Annotated in this window: 14 protein-coding genes; 9 read left to right on the top strand and 5 right to left on the bottom strand. The window is 46.6% G+C overall.

What is annotated here, in order from left to right; genetic code table 11:
• Positions 1–432: 432 nt before the first annotated feature.
• A complete protein-coding gene (locus tag L3C95_RS23090) occupies positions 433–795 on the bottom strand; it encodes a DUF1304 domain-containing protein (protein ID WP_236391105.1) in 363 nt (120 codons plus the stop codon).
• A gap of 86 nt (positions 796–881) precedes the next feature.
• Between L3C95_RS23090 and L3C95_RS23095 the strand changes: the two genes are divergently transcribed.
• The 3 genes from L3C95_RS23095 to L3C95_RS23105 all read left to right on the top strand — a co-directional run bounded on the left by L3C95_RS23095 (position 882) and on the right by L3C95_RS23105 (position 7,238).
• Positions 882–2,345, top strand: a complete 1,464-nt coding sequence (locus L3C95_RS23095; protein WP_236391107.1) for an OmpA family protein — start codon at positions 882–884, stop codon at positions 2,343–2,345.
• Positions 2,346–2,672: 327 nt separating this feature from the next.
• On the top strand, positions 2,673–5,801 hold the full coding sequence (locus L3C95_RS23100; protein WP_236391109.1) for a SusC/RagA family TonB-linked outer membrane protein: 3,129 nt from the start codon (positions 2,673–2,675) through the stop codon (positions 5,799–5,801).
• Between the two features lie 12 nt (positions 5,802–5,813).
• A complete protein-coding gene (locus L3C95_RS23105) occupies positions 5,814–7,238 on the top strand; it encodes a SusD/RagB family nutrient-binding outer membrane lipoprotein (RefSeq protein ID WP_236391111.1) in 1,425 nt (474 codons plus the stop codon).
• A 306-nt stretch (positions 7,239–7,544) separates the two neighbouring features.
• Here the strand turns inward: L3C95_RS23105 and L3C95_RS23110 are convergent, their stop codons facing one another.
• A complete protein-coding gene (locus tag L3C95_RS23110) occupies positions 7,545–8,888 on the bottom strand; it encodes a sensor histidine kinase (RefSeq protein WP_236391113.1) in 1,344 nt (447 codons plus the stop codon).
• Between the two features lie 150 nt (positions 8,889–9,038).
• On the opposite strand from L3C95_RS23110, the gene L3C95_RS23115 reads away from it, so the two are divergent.
• The 6 genes from L3C95_RS23115 (at position 9,039) to L3C95_RS23140 (ending at position 11,828) form a co-directional block, all read left to right on the top strand.
• Positions 9,039–9,542, top strand: coding sequence for a DUF4251 domain-containing protein (locus L3C95_RS23115; RefSeq protein ID WP_236391116.1), 504 nt, complete (start codon positions 9,039–9,041; stop codon positions 9,540–9,542).
• An 83-nt stretch (positions 9,543–9,625) separates the two neighbouring features.
• Positions 9,626–9,892 carry a hypothetical protein gene (locus L3C95_RS23120; RefSeq protein WP_236391118.1) on the top strand — a complete coding sequence of 89 codons (267 nt, stop codon included), beginning with the start codon at positions 9,626–9,628 and terminating at the stop codon, positions 9,890–9,892.
• Positions 9,893–10,008: 116 nt separating this feature from the next.
• A complete protein-coding gene (locus L3C95_RS23125) occupies positions 10,009–10,476 on the top strand; it encodes an SAM-dependent methyltransferase (protein WP_236391120.1) in 468 nt (155 codons plus the stop codon).
• Positions 10,427–10,717, top strand: a complete 291-nt coding sequence (locus L3C95_RS23130; RefSeq protein WP_236391123.1) for a hypothetical protein — start codon at positions 10,427–10,429, stop codon at positions 10,715–10,717. Before L3C95_RS23125 ends, L3C95_RS23130 begins: the two co-directional genes overlap by 50 nt.
• A 54-nt stretch (positions 10,718–10,771) precedes the next feature.
• Entirely contained in the window at positions 10,772–11,203 is a 432-nt protein-coding gene (locus L3C95_RS23135) for a nuclear transport factor 2 family protein (protein WP_236391125.1), read from the top strand.
• Between the two features lie 163 nt (positions 11,204–11,366).
• Positions 11,367–11,828 (top strand): PA2169 family four-helix-bundle protein, encoded by a 462-nt coding sequence (locus L3C95_RS23140; protein WP_236391127.1) that lies wholly within the window; start codon positions 11,367–11,369, stop codon positions 11,826–11,828.
• 58 nt (positions 11,829–11,886) lie between these two features.
• Here the strand turns inward: L3C95_RS23140 and L3C95_RS23145 are convergent, their stop codons facing one another.
• The 3 genes from L3C95_RS23145 to L3C95_RS23155 form a co-directional block, all read right to left on the bottom strand.
• A complete protein-coding gene (locus tag L3C95_RS23145) occupies positions 11,887–12,249 on the bottom strand; it encodes a hypothetical protein (RefSeq protein ID WP_236391128.1) in 363 nt (120 codons plus the stop codon).
• Positions 12,250–12,266: 17 nt separating this feature from the next.
• The gene (locus L3C95_RS23150; protein ID WP_236391131.1) at positions 12,267–13,625 is read right to left on the bottom strand and encodes a sigma-54-dependent transcriptional regulator; all 1,359 of its coding nucleotides are present in this window, start codon (positions 13,623–13,625) and stop codon (positions 12,267–12,269) included.
• A gap of 916 nt (positions 13,626–14,541) precedes the next feature.
• A complete protein-coding gene (locus tag L3C95_RS23155) occupies positions 14,542–15,714 on the bottom strand; it encodes a glycosyltransferase family 4 protein (RefSeq protein WP_236391132.1) in 1,173 nt (390 codons plus the stop codon).
• Positions 15,715–15,786: the final 72 nt, after the last annotated feature.

Consider the following 15,786-nt stretch of genomic DNA (forward strand, 5'->3'; position numbering starts at 1 on the left):
TTTACCGCCGGCTTCCTTCAGATTCCTCCTCACGGAGGACACCCTTGCCTTGGGTTAACGCTTCCCACTATCAAGGCGCGTTCGGGACTTACACCCTAGAGTTTGCGCCCGTGCCGGGCGCACAATAAAAAGAGGCTGTATCGTACTTTTGATACACCCTCTTTTCTTTTATCGGGTCCTGGTGCAAACAGGAAATCTTTGTCTTTTTTCTGAATAGCAAAGGAGTTGCCCGTTATAACGGCAAGGCATATCAGCATTGCCGGTGTTAACTGTAATATCTTTTTTTCCTGTTTGCAGGTTGACGGTTATTCCACTGCCGCAGCGTATCGTGCATGGTTATGTAACCCGCAGTAGTGCGCATTTGCGGATGCAAAGATGAGATATGAAAGCAACAGGGTAGTAATCGTATCGAAGAAATATCCCGCCTCCGGCTCAGAGGAACAGCAACAAGGTCAGTGCAATAAGCGCCGGCAATGCCTGTACGAAGAAGATACGTTTCCCTGCGGTCAGGGCACCGTAAATACCTGCTATCGCAATGCAGATCAGGAAGAAAGCGGCGATCTTCAATGACCATTCCATATCGCCGATGAAGAATGACCAGATCAGTCCTGCAGCCAGGAAACCGTTGTAAAGCCCCTGATTGCCAGCCAGTGTCTTAGTGGGTTCGAAGAGGTGTGCCGGTAGCTGTTTAAAGATCCTGGGGGCACGTGTGGTCCAGGCAAACATTTCCAACCATAGGATATAAAGGTGCTCCAGGGCGCAAAAGCCAATGAGAAATTTAATTAAGAGTAACATAAGTACTACCTTTAGTGTAGGTTTTCGATGGACTAAGATATAATAATTCCACGTGCATGCTGGCCAATATTAGAAAAAGTATCGTAATGATACTGATTTATGGTTGCTGTGCGACGCCCACGATGGCCCAGAACCTGGTGCTGAATGCTTCTTTTGAAGATGTAAATATCTGTACGGAATATACAGCGCCCTGTGCCCCGTCTGCCTGGCTCTCTGTAGCCCCGGAGGTTGCCAGAATGAAATACCTGTGTAACGGCGCCGCCCTCCAGGGAGAGCACCATGTCACCTTACTCCAGGAAGGTCGTGATAATCCTGATACCAGGGTGTATATCCAGACACGCCTGTTATGTCCTCTTGAAAAAGGCCGGGCCTACAGGATACGTCTGTACATGAATACAGACAACTATCCGCTGCGCGCAGGAATCCGCTTTGATACCGCTTTCATTTTTACTGAAAATGCCATCTGCCTTACGGCGCCCGCCAGTATTGAACTGACTGAAAATGACGTTCAGAAGAAACTGTTTCGCCTCAATCACCCCTGGTATATCCTGGAGAAAACCTACGTTGCAATGGGGCCGGCTACGCACCTGCTGATAGGCAATTTCAGGCACCCCGAAAAGAAAGGAGGGGGCTATAAGAATGCGCAACTGTTTATAGACAGTGTCAGTATAACACCTGTAGACGGCCAGGTGGCCTGCTCCGGGCAGGACAGTACCATCCTGCAGCTATATACAGAGCATCACCGGCATACGATTCCCGAAAGATATATCCCCGCCGGCAGCATTGTCCATCACGAGGACAGCCGGTCAGGTTGCGATACCATCATCCTGAAAGACGACCTGTTCACCGCCGACAGAAGTAGCCTGAACGCCCGCTATAAACAACAGATCGATGAAGCGTTGAAGCGTTACCGGAATGGCAACCGCGCCCGGATATTGCTGATCGGCCATGCATGGCAGGCCGCTTCTGATGAATATAACAGGATCATTTCTGCAGATAAAGCCAAAGCAGTGGTCAACTACCTTGTCTACAACGAAGGATATAGCTTCGATGACTTCGATGTGCAGGGAGTAGGTAAGAAGTATCCCCGTTACGATACAACAGGCAACGCTGCTGGCGACAATAACCGCGTGGAGATGATCATTTGCCGCCCGCCCATTGCGAAAGATACTATCCGTTACCGCAAGGTGGTACAACGTCCTGATACCCTCATCATTCCTGATATCCTCTTTAAATTCAACAGCAGCGAACTGAATACCGCGTTTTACGGCTCGCTGGACAGCCTCATGAAAAAGATACCCCGTGATGGCAGTATACAGTTGCAGGTCAACGGTCATACAGATAATGCAGGTACGGCCGCCTATAACAATACGCTTTCTGTTAAGCGTGCGTACGCCGTAGCGCATTATATGCAGGCACATGGCCTCGGAAATGATATCAGGCAGATCAACGGTGCCGGTGAAAGTCAGCCCGTTGCTAATAATCAGTCTGCGGAGGGAAGAAGAAAGAACCGCAGGGTAGAGATCATCATTTTTTATAGTCCTGATTAACCTTTTCCATGAATGCCCGGTTGGTGCATTAGCCCATGCCTTTCCGCTCCAGTGCACACATTTGCCGATAATCAGATTATAAATAAAATGATATATGAAATTCTTGTAAAAGAATGATTCTTTTTATATTTTGTCCTGCATAGTAATATAAAACTGCTTGTTTTAACCAAAATCTGAGAAGGAAGAATTGCTTATGTCGAGGAAACTCTAAGTTCGTAACTATTAAAGGAAGCTATTTATTGCACTATTTGGACAAACCATGCTGTTCCGGTGGAACGGTTGACTTTTTCATGCTTTTTCACATCACTTATTCTAAACTTACAGCTTATGAAATTTTTTACAGGGCTGGCACTGGTCATGCTATTGGCTACCTGTTCTACCGCATTTGCCCAGAAGGGGAGAACTGTGCGCGGACAGGTAGTTGCCGGAGAAAACAGGCAACCACTTGAAAGAGTGGTCGTACTGGAAAAAGGCACACAGAACCATGTCTTTACCGGGGCAACCGGCGACTATGCAATAACCCTTACCAGCGACAATGCCACATTGGTATTCTCTTATGTGGGCTATGCCACACAACAATTAGCTGCAGGAAATGGTGAGACGCTCAACATCACCATGCAGTCTTCTTCGAAAGACCTGAGCGAGGTAGTAGTTACTGCCTTTGGCGTTAAAAAAGAAAAACGCGCATTAGGTTACACCATTCAACAGGTAGAAAGCAAAGACCTGAACGTGAATCACCAATCGAATGTGGTGAACGCCTTGCAGGGAAAGGTGGCCGGCGTACAGATCTCCAGTGCCGGCGGTGGCCCGGGTCAGGGCTCCCGTATTATTATCAGGGGTATTAATTCCATTGCGAGCGACAGGAACAGTCAGCCGTTGTTTATTGTGGACGGGGTGGAAATTGATAACAGTACTTATACTACCGGTGATGCCGAAACCAGAGGTATGAGCAACCGTGCCAGCGATATCAATCCTGACGATATCGAAAGTGTATCTGTTCTCAGAGGCGGTGCTGCAACAGCCTTATATGGCATCCGTGCTGCAAACGGAGCGATCCTGATCACTACCAAATCGGGTAAAGCGGGTAAGCTGCAGGTCAGCTACAGCGGTATGTACGGGCTGGATAAAGTAAACAAAACACCGGATGTACAATCAAAATTCTCGCAGGGATACCTGAGTGTATACGATCCTGCCAGTTTCTGGCCAAGCTTTGGCCCTACAGTGGAAGAGGCAAAAAAACTGGATAATACGCATCCGGCAGAACTGTACAACAACTACAAGCAGGCTTTTGAAACGGGAACGCAGACACGCCATACCGTTAACCTCACTGGTGGTTCTGAAAGAGCACAGTTAATGGGTTCTATGTCCTATTCTGACCAGGACGGTGTCATTCCTTTCAGTGACTATACCAGCTACAATGCACGCCTTAACGCACAGTTTAAGGTCAGTGATAAGATCAGCGTAGGAGCTTCACTTAACTATATCAATTCAGGTGGCAACAGGGTAAATTCCGACCGTTATGGTGAACAGATCATATACTGGTCGCCCCGCTGGAACATGAAAGATTATGTGAAACCCGACGGCACGCAACAGACTTACAGCAGTGGTACGAACAATCCCATCTACACCTTATCAACCAATAAGTTCAGGGATAATGTGAACCGTACTATCGCCAGCACGTTTATCACCTATAAACCAGTGCAATGGCTGAATTTTTCTTATCGTATCGGGAACGATTTCTATACAGATGGCAGAACGCACCAGGCGCCCGGTCCCAAGGGGCTGGTGGGAGAAGCGCCCAACCTCGATGACAATGAATACGGCTTCATTTATGAATATAACCTGCGTAGCCGTAACCTGACATCTACCTTTCTGGCAAACATCACGCATACATTCAACGAAAAATATTCCATCGACCTGAAACTGGGTCATGACCTGCGCGATCAGCGGGTAAGAAGAAGCAGCGTAATGGGAGATACACTTGTAGTGCCTGATCTCTTCCTGTTGGGTAATGCCAAACGGGTAACGGCCGATTCTTACATCCTGGACTACAGGAACTATGGCTACTTTGCTGATCTCACCCTGGGACTGAACAATTACCTGTTCCTGGAACTGACCGGCAGAAATGACCTGACCACTACTTTATCAAGAAGTAATCGCAGTTACTTTTATCCTTCTGTAAGTGTGAGCTATATCTTTAGTGATCAGTTCAAACTGCCTAAATGGTGGAGTTATGGTAAGGCAAAACTGTCTTATGCGAAAATCGGCAAGGACGGTGACGCTTATGCAATAACCAATGGCTTCGAAACCGGGTTGCCACTGGGTTCAACCATTCCTTTCTATCAGAACAGGACTTTGGGTAATCCGAACCTTCGTCCTGAATTTACCCAGACGCTGGAAGCAGGTACTGAACTGAGATTCCTGGAGAACAGGCTGGGCCTGGAAGTGACCGCTTATCAGCAGAAGAGCAAGGACCTGCTGGTGCCTGTGGATGTTTCGCCGACTACTGGTTTTGATAAGGCTTATGTCAATGCTGGTGAGATCAATAACAAGGGGTTGGAAGTAACATTGTCGGCCATGCCGGTGCATACAAAAGACTTCAGCTGGGATTTCCGCGTGAACTTTTCAACGAACAGGAACAGGGTGGAAAAACTGAATGAGAACCTCGGACAGATTGTTATCGCCACACAATTTGGTTATCTCAGTTCAAGTGTGACCACCAAACTGGTACCGGGCCAGTCTTACGGAGCTTTATATGGCAGAACCTACAAACGCTATTATGGTAATGAAACGGATGATAAGATCACCCTTCGCAAAGACCTGCCACTGCTGATCGGCGCCAATGGTTTCCCTGTGCTGGATGATGCCGCCAATCAGCGTTACCTGGGTAACAGTTTGCCGAAATGGATAGGTAGCACTACGCAAACCCTTCGTTACAAACAACTCTCATTGTCATTGCTGGTGGATGTACGTCGTGGCAATTACAAATACAACCAGTTGTCCAACTTCCTCGCAGCCTTTGGCGAATCCAAACAGACAGAGAACCGCGACCAGACCATTGTTTTCAATGGTGTAAAGGCTGATGGAACGCCTAATACCAAACCTGTTTACCTGGGCCAGGCCGTAGGCCCTGATGGGGTGGATTATGGCGCTGGTTTTTACAGAAACTACTACCGGGGAGCGAGTGAGAACTTCATCGAAGATGCGTCCTGGGTGAGGTTACGGTCTGCGTCCTTGTCCTATACCTTACCAGCCCACTGGCTGAGTGCTACAAAGACGATCACAGGGGCAACGGTATCATTCACAGGAAACAATCTCTGGCTGAATACAAAGTACACTGGCTTCGATCCTGAAACAAGTTCCTCATCTGCAGGTGATAACGCATCGGATGCATTCTCCGGATTCACTTATCCGGCTACACGCAGTTTCCTGTTCAGCGTAAACCTTCAATTCTAAAACAGCCTATCAATGAAACGCACACATTTCAGCATATATACATGGGCGCTGGCTGCAGGACTGTTGTTCTCGCTGGCCGCCTGCAAGAAAGGATACCTGGATGTAAACCAGACAAATCCCAATCTGACAGAAAATCCGCCTATTAACGGCCTGTTGGCAGGGGTGACGTACCAGTCGGCAGTGAACGTTTTTTCTACGGGAAATATCACGTCGTACTATGTACAGCAGCTGGCCTCTCCCAATGCCGGCAGTGGTTCAGACGTTTATGACGACGTGGACAGGAGCAGCAACTGGCGATATATTTACCTGAATGTCACAGACATCCGCCAGATGAAGAAACTGGCACTGGAACGCAATGCCTATGAACACCTGGGAGTAGCCAATATCCTGGAGGCATTCAACATGAGCATGCTCACAGATCTTTTCGGTGATGCGCCCTACCGTCAGGCCTGGAGTGAAGGTGAAAACCTGAAACCGGGATACGACTCCGCACATGCCATCTACGATAGTTGCCTGTCTTTGATAGAGCAGGGCGTGGCGGCATTGAACATTGCAGATCCGCAGATAGCGCTGGACCCCAGTAACGACCTGATACACGGTGGGAATAAAGCCGCCTGGATCAAAACCGCCTATGCGCTGAAGGCCCGCCTGCTGAACCGGATGAGCAAACAGGCCAGCTATGATCCCGCCGCTATCCTTGCGGCATTGGGAAATGCCTATGCAGGTAACGGCGACGATGCCCAGGTGACCCGCTTTGAAAGCTTGAGCCTCTGGAACGGGGTGGCAAAGAATAATGCCAGCGGTACCCTGGATGGATGGCTGAGCGCTAACTTCGTAAATGCACTCGACGGCACAACCTTCGGGGTTTTTGATCCCCGTCTTCCCCTTATTACCGATACTACTCGCTTCGGGGATTACAGGGGCACGGTGAACGGCGTAGGCCGTGTTGGGTCCGGTACAGACAATTCAGCATGTGCTTTATCGCCAAAAGGGTATTATTCCCGGGGTGGTGCACCTTTGTTGATGCTCACCTATGCTGAGATGAAATTCATCGAAGCTGAGGCCTCTTTTAGCACGGATAAGGCCAGGTCTTACCAGGCATACCTTGATGGTATTGCGGCCAACATGGATAAGGTAGGGGTCGCTCCCGGCGACAAACAGGCTTATCTGACCAATCCGGTAGTTGCGGTAGGCGTCGCAGCGTTTACCAAAGACCTGATCTTCAAGGAGAAATATGTGGCTACCTTTCTGCAACCCGAGACCTGGACAGACGCACGCCGTTTTGATTACAAATACAAGGATTTCAGCTTACCTGTGAATGCCCAGCTGACCACTTTTGTCAGAAGAGTTGGTTATCCTACCTCCGAAACAAGCCGCAACGGGGAAAATGTGCCTGCTGTTGGTTCACTGGCAGATCGTCTGTGGTGGGACAGGTAAGGGGATATTCTCTCATCAAACCAGGATGTAACTAGCATATGACCAGGATTAACTTCCGATTATCCTCCGATCAAATCGGAAGATAATCGGAGGTTAATCCTGGTCATATGCTAGTCATATCCTGACCATATACTGAAAACGTGCGAAGTACTTTGTTTTCCCGGAGTACGCTAAAATGCAGTTTAAGGACAACAATCTGTAGTTCAGGGACAGGATTTTGCAGTTCGGGGACATGATGCAAAATGGACTCGGAATCTTTCCTAATATTGTGTTGTAAATGATGGTAAAGACGTGAAAAGCAGCTTGTTAACAGGGCGTTTTATCACTGTTTACCCGGCTGAGCGGAAAACTGGCGTAAAAGGTGGTTCCTTTACCGGGCACGCTTTCAAACCACAATTCCCCCTGTTGCAGCGCCAGTAGTTCTTTGCAGAGTACAAGGCCTAATCCGATCCCTTTCTCGTTGTTGGTGCCGAAAGTGGATTGGCTTTTAAGGGAGAAGATCTCCGCCTGCTGACTGGGGTCAATACCAATCCCGTTGTCAGAGACCATGAGATGGCAGGTATCGGTATTAATCTGCAGATCGATATCAACCTGTCCTCCGGTTGGGGTAAACTTGATCGCGTTATTGATCAGGTTGCGGATCACCAGCTCCAGCATGTTATGATCGGCTGTGATAAAGATGTTCGGATCTACGTGGGATGTGACGTCGACCGATTTTTTGTCGGCCAGCACACGCTGAATGGACAGGACCCTTTCTACGGCTTCATAGATATTTTCCTGCGACAATCTGACGCCTTTCCCGTCCATCTGCAGTTTTGACCAGGTCAGGAGATTAGTGAGCAGATTGGAAGTGTTTTTGGTCAGCGTCAGGAGTTCGTCGCCCAACATCTTTTTTTCCGCTTCCTCCAGGTCATATTCTGCTATGAGATGAAGAGTGGTGATGATGGAGTTAAGAGGGCTCTGAAGATCGTGGGCAATAATGGAGAACAGTTTATCCTTCTTCTGGTTTAACTGTTCAAGATTGATATTCTGGGTATCTATTTTGTTCGCACGTTCTTCCGCATTCTGTTTTTCCCTTTCATAATTCTTTCTCAGATAATTGGTAATGAGATAGATACATGTCAGGGTCACAATATAACTGGAAAGGATATCAATATACCTGTTTGAGGCGTTCTTAAAGTAGCTGTCAATGATCCATCCTGGATGGAAATATTCCTTTGTAAGCAGAATAACCGGGAGCAGCAGATGCAGCAGGGCCCAGATCCAGTGCTGGCGGCGTGGACTGAACGCTATCAGCAGGTTAAAGGTCAGAAAGAACAGGAGCAGGGCAGGACCCTGGCTGCCGGAATTAAGGTAGAAAGTAGCTGTCAGGGTGATATAGCTCACTATCACATAGGCAAGCATACTCGCATAGTAAATACGCCTGTAACGGGAAAGATAGAAAAAGAAGACCTGTAAAACCAGCAGGGTCGCCACCATTACCCATACAGCCGTCAATCCCAGCCACATATTAAAGGGCAGTAATACCGTCAGCAACGCCATTGTCACAACGCTGATGGAATTAAACGCACGGTTCTCAAGTGAGAATGATGCAGGGTCTCCCACCAGTTCTTCCCATATGTCGGCTAGTTTACGTACAAGTTTAAGCAAATGCTGGCGTTTAGAGTCTATATGCTGATAATGGATAAGTTACGCAAAGGTCATAGTTTAAAAGCGAATATTTATAACACATAGATGTTATAACTTTTATATAACAAAATATGGAATGATCTTAGCATGTTCTACAATAAATTCCTTTATATGAGAAGTGTACAATGCAAGGGTATAGCAGCAGTGATGTTTCTTATAGCGTTGTTTTCCAGTCATTTATATGCACAGCAAAAACCGGATAGTAAACAATTGGCCATAGAAAAACTGATCACAGCCCGTAGTTATGTGTTTAAGGCCCAGACGGTTTTACCTACCAGTCCAACGGCCAACAGGCAGTTGAATTCTGATTATGACGTAAAGTTCTCTCCGGATACAATCATTACCTATCTGCCATATTTCGGCCGCGCCTACAATGCGCCGATGGATCCGACGAAGGGAGGTATCCAGTTTACGACTACAAAGTTTGATTATACACAGACGGCCAGGAAGAAAGGTGGCTGGGATATTGTGATCAAACCGCACGATACGCAGGATACAAGATTAATGTCGTTAAGTGTTTCCGAGACAGGATACGCTTCATTACAGGTCATCAGTAACAACAGGCAACCCATCACATTCAACGGCTATATCACAGAAAAGAAAACTAAAAGATAAGTTAAAGTTCCGCTAACGTTTTCCGGTTTCTGGCATAGAGGAATAGTTCTTGTTTTATATCAGCTGAACTAAAAATTTTAACTATGTCAAAGAACAGTAAAGAAGGCGTTAAGCATGCGATCCAGGAATTGGCAATGGGTAATTACAGAAGCTACCCCGGTGATTATGGAGTTGAAGTGAGGGATACAGCTGCCAATGTGCAATCTTTGGCCAAGGGATACTGGGATAGCCGCGAAGTCAAGGAAATACAGCGCGATGAAAAACTGGGCATTAACCTGGATGATTATAAGCAATGGACCCAGGAAGCGTTTGTAGCATTCATGAAGAGTAACGAATATTCTTTAAGTTAAAGGATAGATTTTTTGTAAAAGGCACATTTTGACCGGCTGCGGATAATACTATTACTGATAGTTTTATCCGCAGTTTTTTTTGCTATCTTTAAGAATAACCACAATTTCCACCCGTTATGAAAGCAAATACCGCCAGTCGTACGGCGCAATATATGGCGCTGTTCCGGGCACTGGAGACAAACCGTCCGTCCGGAAAAAGACTGTTCACTGACCCTTATGCCGTTTCTTTTCTCACCACCGGATTTAAGTTTATTACGCAATTATCAGTTATTCCTTTCATCCACGGCCTGGTCTATCGCATCATTCGCAGGCGGATTCCCGGTGCCCTGTCGTCGGGCGTGGCGCGCACCCGTTATATTGATGAACTCTTGCAACAGGCTGTGCGTAACGGCGTTAAACAGGTCATCATATTAGGCGCAGGCTACGATACCCGGGCCTTGCGGCTTGGCTTCCTGCGCGTATTACCTGTAATTGAAATAGATCATCCGTCTACCGCCAGACTTAAACAGGGTTGTTGCCGCCACGTTTACATTTATGCAGCAATTTGCCGGCGGCAGTTATGTGATCTTTACCTATGTGGATGAAAAAATCATCAGGTACCCGGCAGCTTTCTTCGGAGGCGAGAAATTGCTGGAAGACCTGAAGCAGATCGAAGAAAACTGGACCTTCGGACTGGAGCCCTTCCTCACCAGGCGTTACCTGGACAATTTTGAGATGGATCTGCTGGAAGATTATAGTGCCGGAGAATACCGGAACCATTATCTGCCTGAACGTAGTGAAAAAGGATATGAATTTTATCGTGTTGCCTTTGCCGTGAAAAGATAAAAGTGCTTACTTTTTAGCACGCTATTCTATATTTTTATTGTATAACCAAACTGTATGAAAATATACTCCATACTACTGGCATTTTGCATGATGTCAACAATTTCCTTCGCACAGTCCAAAGAAGAAAAGGCCGTCGCTTCGCAGGTAGAATCATTGAGAAAAGCCATGGTGGATGCAGATAAGGCTGCACTGGAGAGATTATCTGATGAAAAATTATCTTACGGACATTCCAGTGGTAAAATAGAGGATAAGACCACTTTTGTTTCCAATATCGCGGAGGGAAAATCTGATTTCGTCTCCATTGATCTCTCCGATCAGAAGGTCGCTGTCAGCGGGAATACCGCAATTGTAAGACATACACTTACTGCAGACACTAATGATAATGGTGTGGCAGGACATGTAAAGCTTTACGTTTTGTTGGTGTGGAGTAAAGATGGTAATCAGTGGAAATTACTTGCCAGGCAGGCAGTAAAGGTTCCCGCCTGAGGCCGTCCTTTAATTTACCCATAGTGATGAGAACATTACTCCAACTTCTACGGGATGCTGTGCTTATCAGGAGAGAAATTCCTGTGGCATAATTTTGTGAGAATTATTGCGTAATACAGAGGCACTGTAACAGCCTTATCTGTTAACCAATAAAACAAATATTATGCAAGCTACAGTTGAAACTATTGAGGTACTGAATGATCTGATCCAGATCAATAACGACCGTATAGAAGGATATGAAAAAGCGTTGAAGGAGTTAAAACCGGAAGATTCCGATCTGAAAGCATTGTTTTCTTCCATGATCAGCGAAAGCCATGAGATCCGTCTTGCATTAGGTACAGAAGTAAATGTGCTGGGCGGTGATATGGAACACTCTACTACTACAAGTGGTAAGATCTATCGCGCGTGGATGGATATAAAAGCCGTGTTTACAGGCCACGACCGTCATACTGTACTCGCTAACTGTGAAGCTGGTGAAGATGCTGCACAACGTGCGTACAAAACGGCGCTGGAAGACGAGGATCTGCCTGCTTACCTGCATGAAATGATCAGTGAACAGCAAGCCACTCTAAAGGCTTCACACGATCAGATCAAAGCGCTGCGCGATGCAAATAGGGACAGATAACCAATAAGCGGGGTGAAAAAATTGAAAGAGGCTGCTCAGTTGAGGCAGCCTCTTTGCATTATATTTCTTCCGTACCCAGGCGGGCAAGGTCTTTTTCCATCATAGGTTTGATGGCAGCAAATATTTCCCGCAGCTGGCTGACGCGCCGATCGGTGTCATTGTTCCAGGAGCTGGCATTATTGATTGATTTCAGAATTTCGGCGGCGCCCTTTACCTCGAGGTTCATGACGCTGGGTTTCATCTTGTGTATTACTTTTTTTAGTTCCGGGAGATTTTTCTGTTCCTGCAGCATTGCCAGTTCGATAAGGTATTCATCCAGTGACGAAATGAAAAGCATGATCATTTTCTGGATGAAAGAAGTACTGGTATTGCTTATCTTGTACAGGTAAGTATACGTATACAATTGATGTTCCGGTCGCATAATGGTTGATAGTATCGTCAGGCGCCCTCTATTTCACCTGTCTGTAACATTTTATAAATGGTGGATTTGCCGATATCCAGTTTCTCCGCAACCAGCAGCACATTGTCATCATATCTTTTCAGGTAATTGCGGATGATGAGCCTTGTATATTCTCTTAAGGTGAGTTCCGTATTTAATACAGTATCCACATCATGATTATTACCTGAGAGGAAGGTAATATCTTCCGGTTCCACAAGATTATTTTCTGACATCACCGCTGCTAGCTCCACTACTGATTTCAGTTCGCGTACATTACCCGGGTAACTGTAGCTCAGTAATTTTTCCCTTGCGCTGGGAGACACTTTTATTTCAGCTACTTTATTTTCTTTGCAGTAACCGGCCAGGAAATGCTGTGTCAGTAACAGGATATCTTCTTTGCGTTCGCGCAGGGAAGGAAGGGTAATGGGAAGACCGATGATGCGGTAATAGAGGTCTTCGCGGAAATTGCCTTTTTTCACTTCATCCGCCAGGTTCTTATGAGTGGCTACTACCAGCCGGAAGTCCAGCTTGATCTTACTGGTGCCTCCCAGGCGGGTCAGTTCTTTTTCCTGTAATACACGGAGCAGCTTACTTTGTATATTCAGGTCCATTTCTCCGATCTCATCCAGAAAAAGGGTACCACCATTTGCCTCTTCAAAGCGGCCGGTCTTTTTATTCTGGGCACCGGTAAAGGCGCCTTTTTCGTATCCAAATAATTCACTTTCCACCAGCTCTTTCGGGATCGCAGCCATATTTACCGGCACAAAGGGATGACTACTTCTGGCTGAATTATAATGTACAGCACGCGCCACCAATTCTTTACCTGTACCAGTCTCTCCTGATACGGAAACATTGATAAGTGAGCCTGCAGCTTTATCTATTAGTTTAAAAACGGTTTGTAACGCGGGACTATTGCCTATAATAGAGCGGGAATAGTCATATTTGGTTTTGAGCTCAGCCTTGAGCTCGGAAATCTCGTTTTTGAGAGAAAGTTTTTCCCGTAAACGGATAATTGCCTTCCACAACAGCTGTTGGGTATTATCGTCCTTTACCAGATAATCTTCTGCTCCCATTTTAAGCAGGTCCACCGCTGTAGTGATCCTTTCCTGTGCACTGATAATGATCACAGGAAGGTTGGGCTGAGCCTGTTTGATCTTTTTGTAAAGTTCTTCCCCGTTCATATCAGGAAGTCCGAAGTCAATCGTCACAAGGTCTGGTTTCCGGTGCAACTGTGCGAGGCATTCCTTGCCTGAGCCGATCAAGGTTACTTCGTAGTCGGGGTTTTGACTAAGGTAATGCTGTAATAATCCTCCGTACCACTTATCATCCTCAACAATAAAAATCTTGAAATCGAGCATTCATGGAATTTTCTGTTAATTTAGTAAAATTTCCCATCATCAAAAAAGGCCTCCTTTGCTATGCTTTTCGAAAGCTAGCGCCGGAGGCCCGATAGGGATTATGTAGGCAAGCAAAAAACAATATTTGTTCACTGTTCTGGTCTCATCAGCGGGCCCCTCTGCCGTTTGCATCGGGGCCGTGATGAAGCACTCTTAAAAGCTGGCAAGGACCACGTCCACGTCTAATCACATCTTCGATCATCTCCTGGCCCCTCCACGCACACTAATCGCAATTTCACACAAGGGGCCGGGATGAACTGTCCACATACGCAACACAATATTTTTAGAAAGATCTTTTTACTGTTATCATCACCAGGCCCCTCTGCAACACTTTTCATTTTCACCGGGGCCGTGATGACCGTTCACATACTCAACACAATACTCAGAAACATCTTACGGGTATCATCGCCGGGCCCCTCTGCGACACTTTCCGCTTCACCGGGGCCGGGATGACTGTCCACATACTCAACACAAACTTTTTAGAAAGAGCTTTACCGTTATCATCACCAGGCCCCTCTGCGACACGTTCCGCTTTCACCGGGGCCGGGATGACCGTCTACATACTCAACACAATATTTTTAGAAAGATCTTTTTTACTGTTATCATCGCCTGGCCCCCTCTGCAGCACTTTCCGATTTTCACCGGGGCCGGGATGATGCATTCTCAAGTTGGCAAAGTATAACACCCACATCCATAATCAGTTTCAATTGCTGCTGACTCATCGTCCGGCCCCTTCTGTTTCACGCTTAGCTCCTGCACCGGGGCCGGGATGAACGTCCACAAACTCAAACACACATTTTCAATTGGTATCCTGAATGACTCCTGAATTAGTCTAAGTCTCCCGAATTAGCATCCTGCACCTTGACTATATCCTGTATTAATTTCTTGAATTGTCAATGTATTCCTGTAAAGCGGCGGGATAGAGCAGCACTTCAGCCAGTTGTTCTTTTTTACGCGAAGTGGTAAAATAGGTGCCTTCCACAAAAATGTCACCTACCTGCTGTTTGAAAAACTCTGGTTTGAACTGAGAGGCCACAAGCTGTGCTGCACAACACATATCGGCGTATAACGGTTTGTTCTGTAACAGCTGCTCTACGTGTTTACGTATCTTGTCGATATAATGGCCACTGATCCGATAACCATTCCATCCATGCGCCACCAGTTCATTTGCTCCTCCGCTCAGTGGTACAATCACCGGTCTGCCATAACTCATTGCCTGCAGAATGCTGATATCAAACGTATCCTTATATTCAACGTGAGAGAGGTTCAATACTACCGCTGCGCGTTGGTAGAAAGGATGCAGGTTCAGCTGCGTACCATACACCATTAAATTGTCCGGCATCTGGCAGTTTTCGAAATAAGCGTCAATATCTTTCTTATGGGCATTGATCACCAGTTCAAATTTTGTGGCCGGCATGAGCGTTGCTAATTCAAGTAGTTCATGTAATCCGCTTCCTTCATCCAGGGATGAGATCATCAATACCGTCTTGCGGGAACCATGATTAGAATGTAGCACTGCCTCCTGTACGAATGACTGCGGCAGACAACTGTGTATAACGTGTTTCTCTGTTTTCGGAAAACTCAGCTGTGACTGCAGATATCTTGAGCCAAATACGACGTGCGTTGCCATTCTTTTGGCCGTTTCATACAGCATCGTGCGGAAGAAGGGCAGGGGTACTGCCATTTCATGAATGTGATAAGTGATCGGCGCGTTCTTCAGCCTGCCAGCCCATGCAGCTCCAAAAGGCAGTAAGGTATTGATATACACTTTCGCATCCGGTTCATACAGGCTCAATACTTTCCTGAAGATCAGCACTTGTGCCAGCAGGAAGCTGAAGAATAAACGCCATTTGTTCCCCCGTTCAGAATAATTTATGTAGTGGTACTGTATACCAGGGATGCCTGTGAGGAACCCAGGTATCTCACCCGTACGGTTAGTAATAAGGTGTACTTCCATTTCCTTCTCTACCAGTGTTTCCAGTGACTGGCGGAATACCAGCGTGTTACCGCTCCTGTCGTTCTGCAGATGGACTGCTATGATCTTTTTCATGATATGCGTTGTTAGAGTGTGGTAATATAGGTATAGGGATAAGCAGAACACTTCTTTAACAGTTGTAGGTCA

The sequence above is a fragment of the Chitinophaga filiformis genome (assembly GCF_021646545.1).
Taxonomy (GTDB): Bacteria; Bacteroidota; Bacteroidia; order Chitinophagales; family Chitinophagaceae; genus Chitinophaga; species Chitinophaga filiformis_A.

Bases quoted from the DNA above. Each gene is read 5' to 3' on its own strand.
- L3C95_RS23090 (WP_236391105.1), bottom strand. From the start codon at position 795: ATGTTACTCTTAATTAAATTTCTCATTGGCTTTTGCGCCCTGGAGCAC.
- L3C95_RS23095 (WP_236391107.1), top strand. From the start codon at position 882: ATGATACTGATTTATGGTTGCTGTGCGACGCCCACGATGGCCCAGAAC.
- L3C95_RS23100 (WP_236391109.1), top strand. From the start codon at position 2,673: ATGAAATTTTTTACAGGGCTGGCACTGGTCATGCTATTGGCTACCTGT.
- L3C95_RS23105 (WP_236391111.1), top strand. From the start codon at position 5,814: ATGAAACGCACACATTTCAGCATATATACATGGGCGCTGGCTGCAGGA.
- L3C95_RS23115 (WP_236391116.1), top strand. From the start codon at position 9,039: ATGAGAAGTGTACAATGCAAGGGTATAGCAGCAGTGATGTTTCTTATA.
- L3C95_RS23120 (WP_236391118.1), top strand. From the start codon at position 9,626: ATGTCAAAGAACAGTAAAGAAGGCGTTAAGCATGCGATCCAGGAATTG.
- L3C95_RS23125 (WP_236391120.1), top strand. From the start codon at position 10,009: ATGAAAGCAAATACCGCCAGTCGTACGGCGCAATATATGGCGCTGTTC.
- L3C95_RS23130 (WP_236391123.1), top strand. From the start codon at position 10,427: ATGCAGCAATTTGCCGGCGGCAGTTATGTGATCTTTACCTATGTGGAT.
- L3C95_RS23135 (WP_236391125.1), top strand. From the start codon at position 10,772: ATGAAAATATACTCCATACTACTGGCATTTTGCATGATGTCAACAATT.
- L3C95_RS23140 (WP_236391127.1), top strand. From the start codon at position 11,367: ATGCAAGCTACAGTTGAAACTATTGAGGTACTGAATGATCTGATCCAG.
- L3C95_RS23145 (WP_236391128.1), bottom strand. From the start codon at position 12,249: ATGCGACCGGAACATCAATTGTATACGTATACTTACCTGTACAAGATA.
- L3C95_RS23150 (WP_236391131.1), bottom strand. From the start codon at position 13,625: ATGCTCGATTTCAAGATTTTTATTGTTGAGGATGATAAGTGGTACGGA.
- L3C95_RS23155 (WP_236391132.1), bottom strand. From the start codon at position 15,714: ATGAAAAAGATCATAGCAGTCCATCTGCAGAACGACAGGAGCGGTAAC.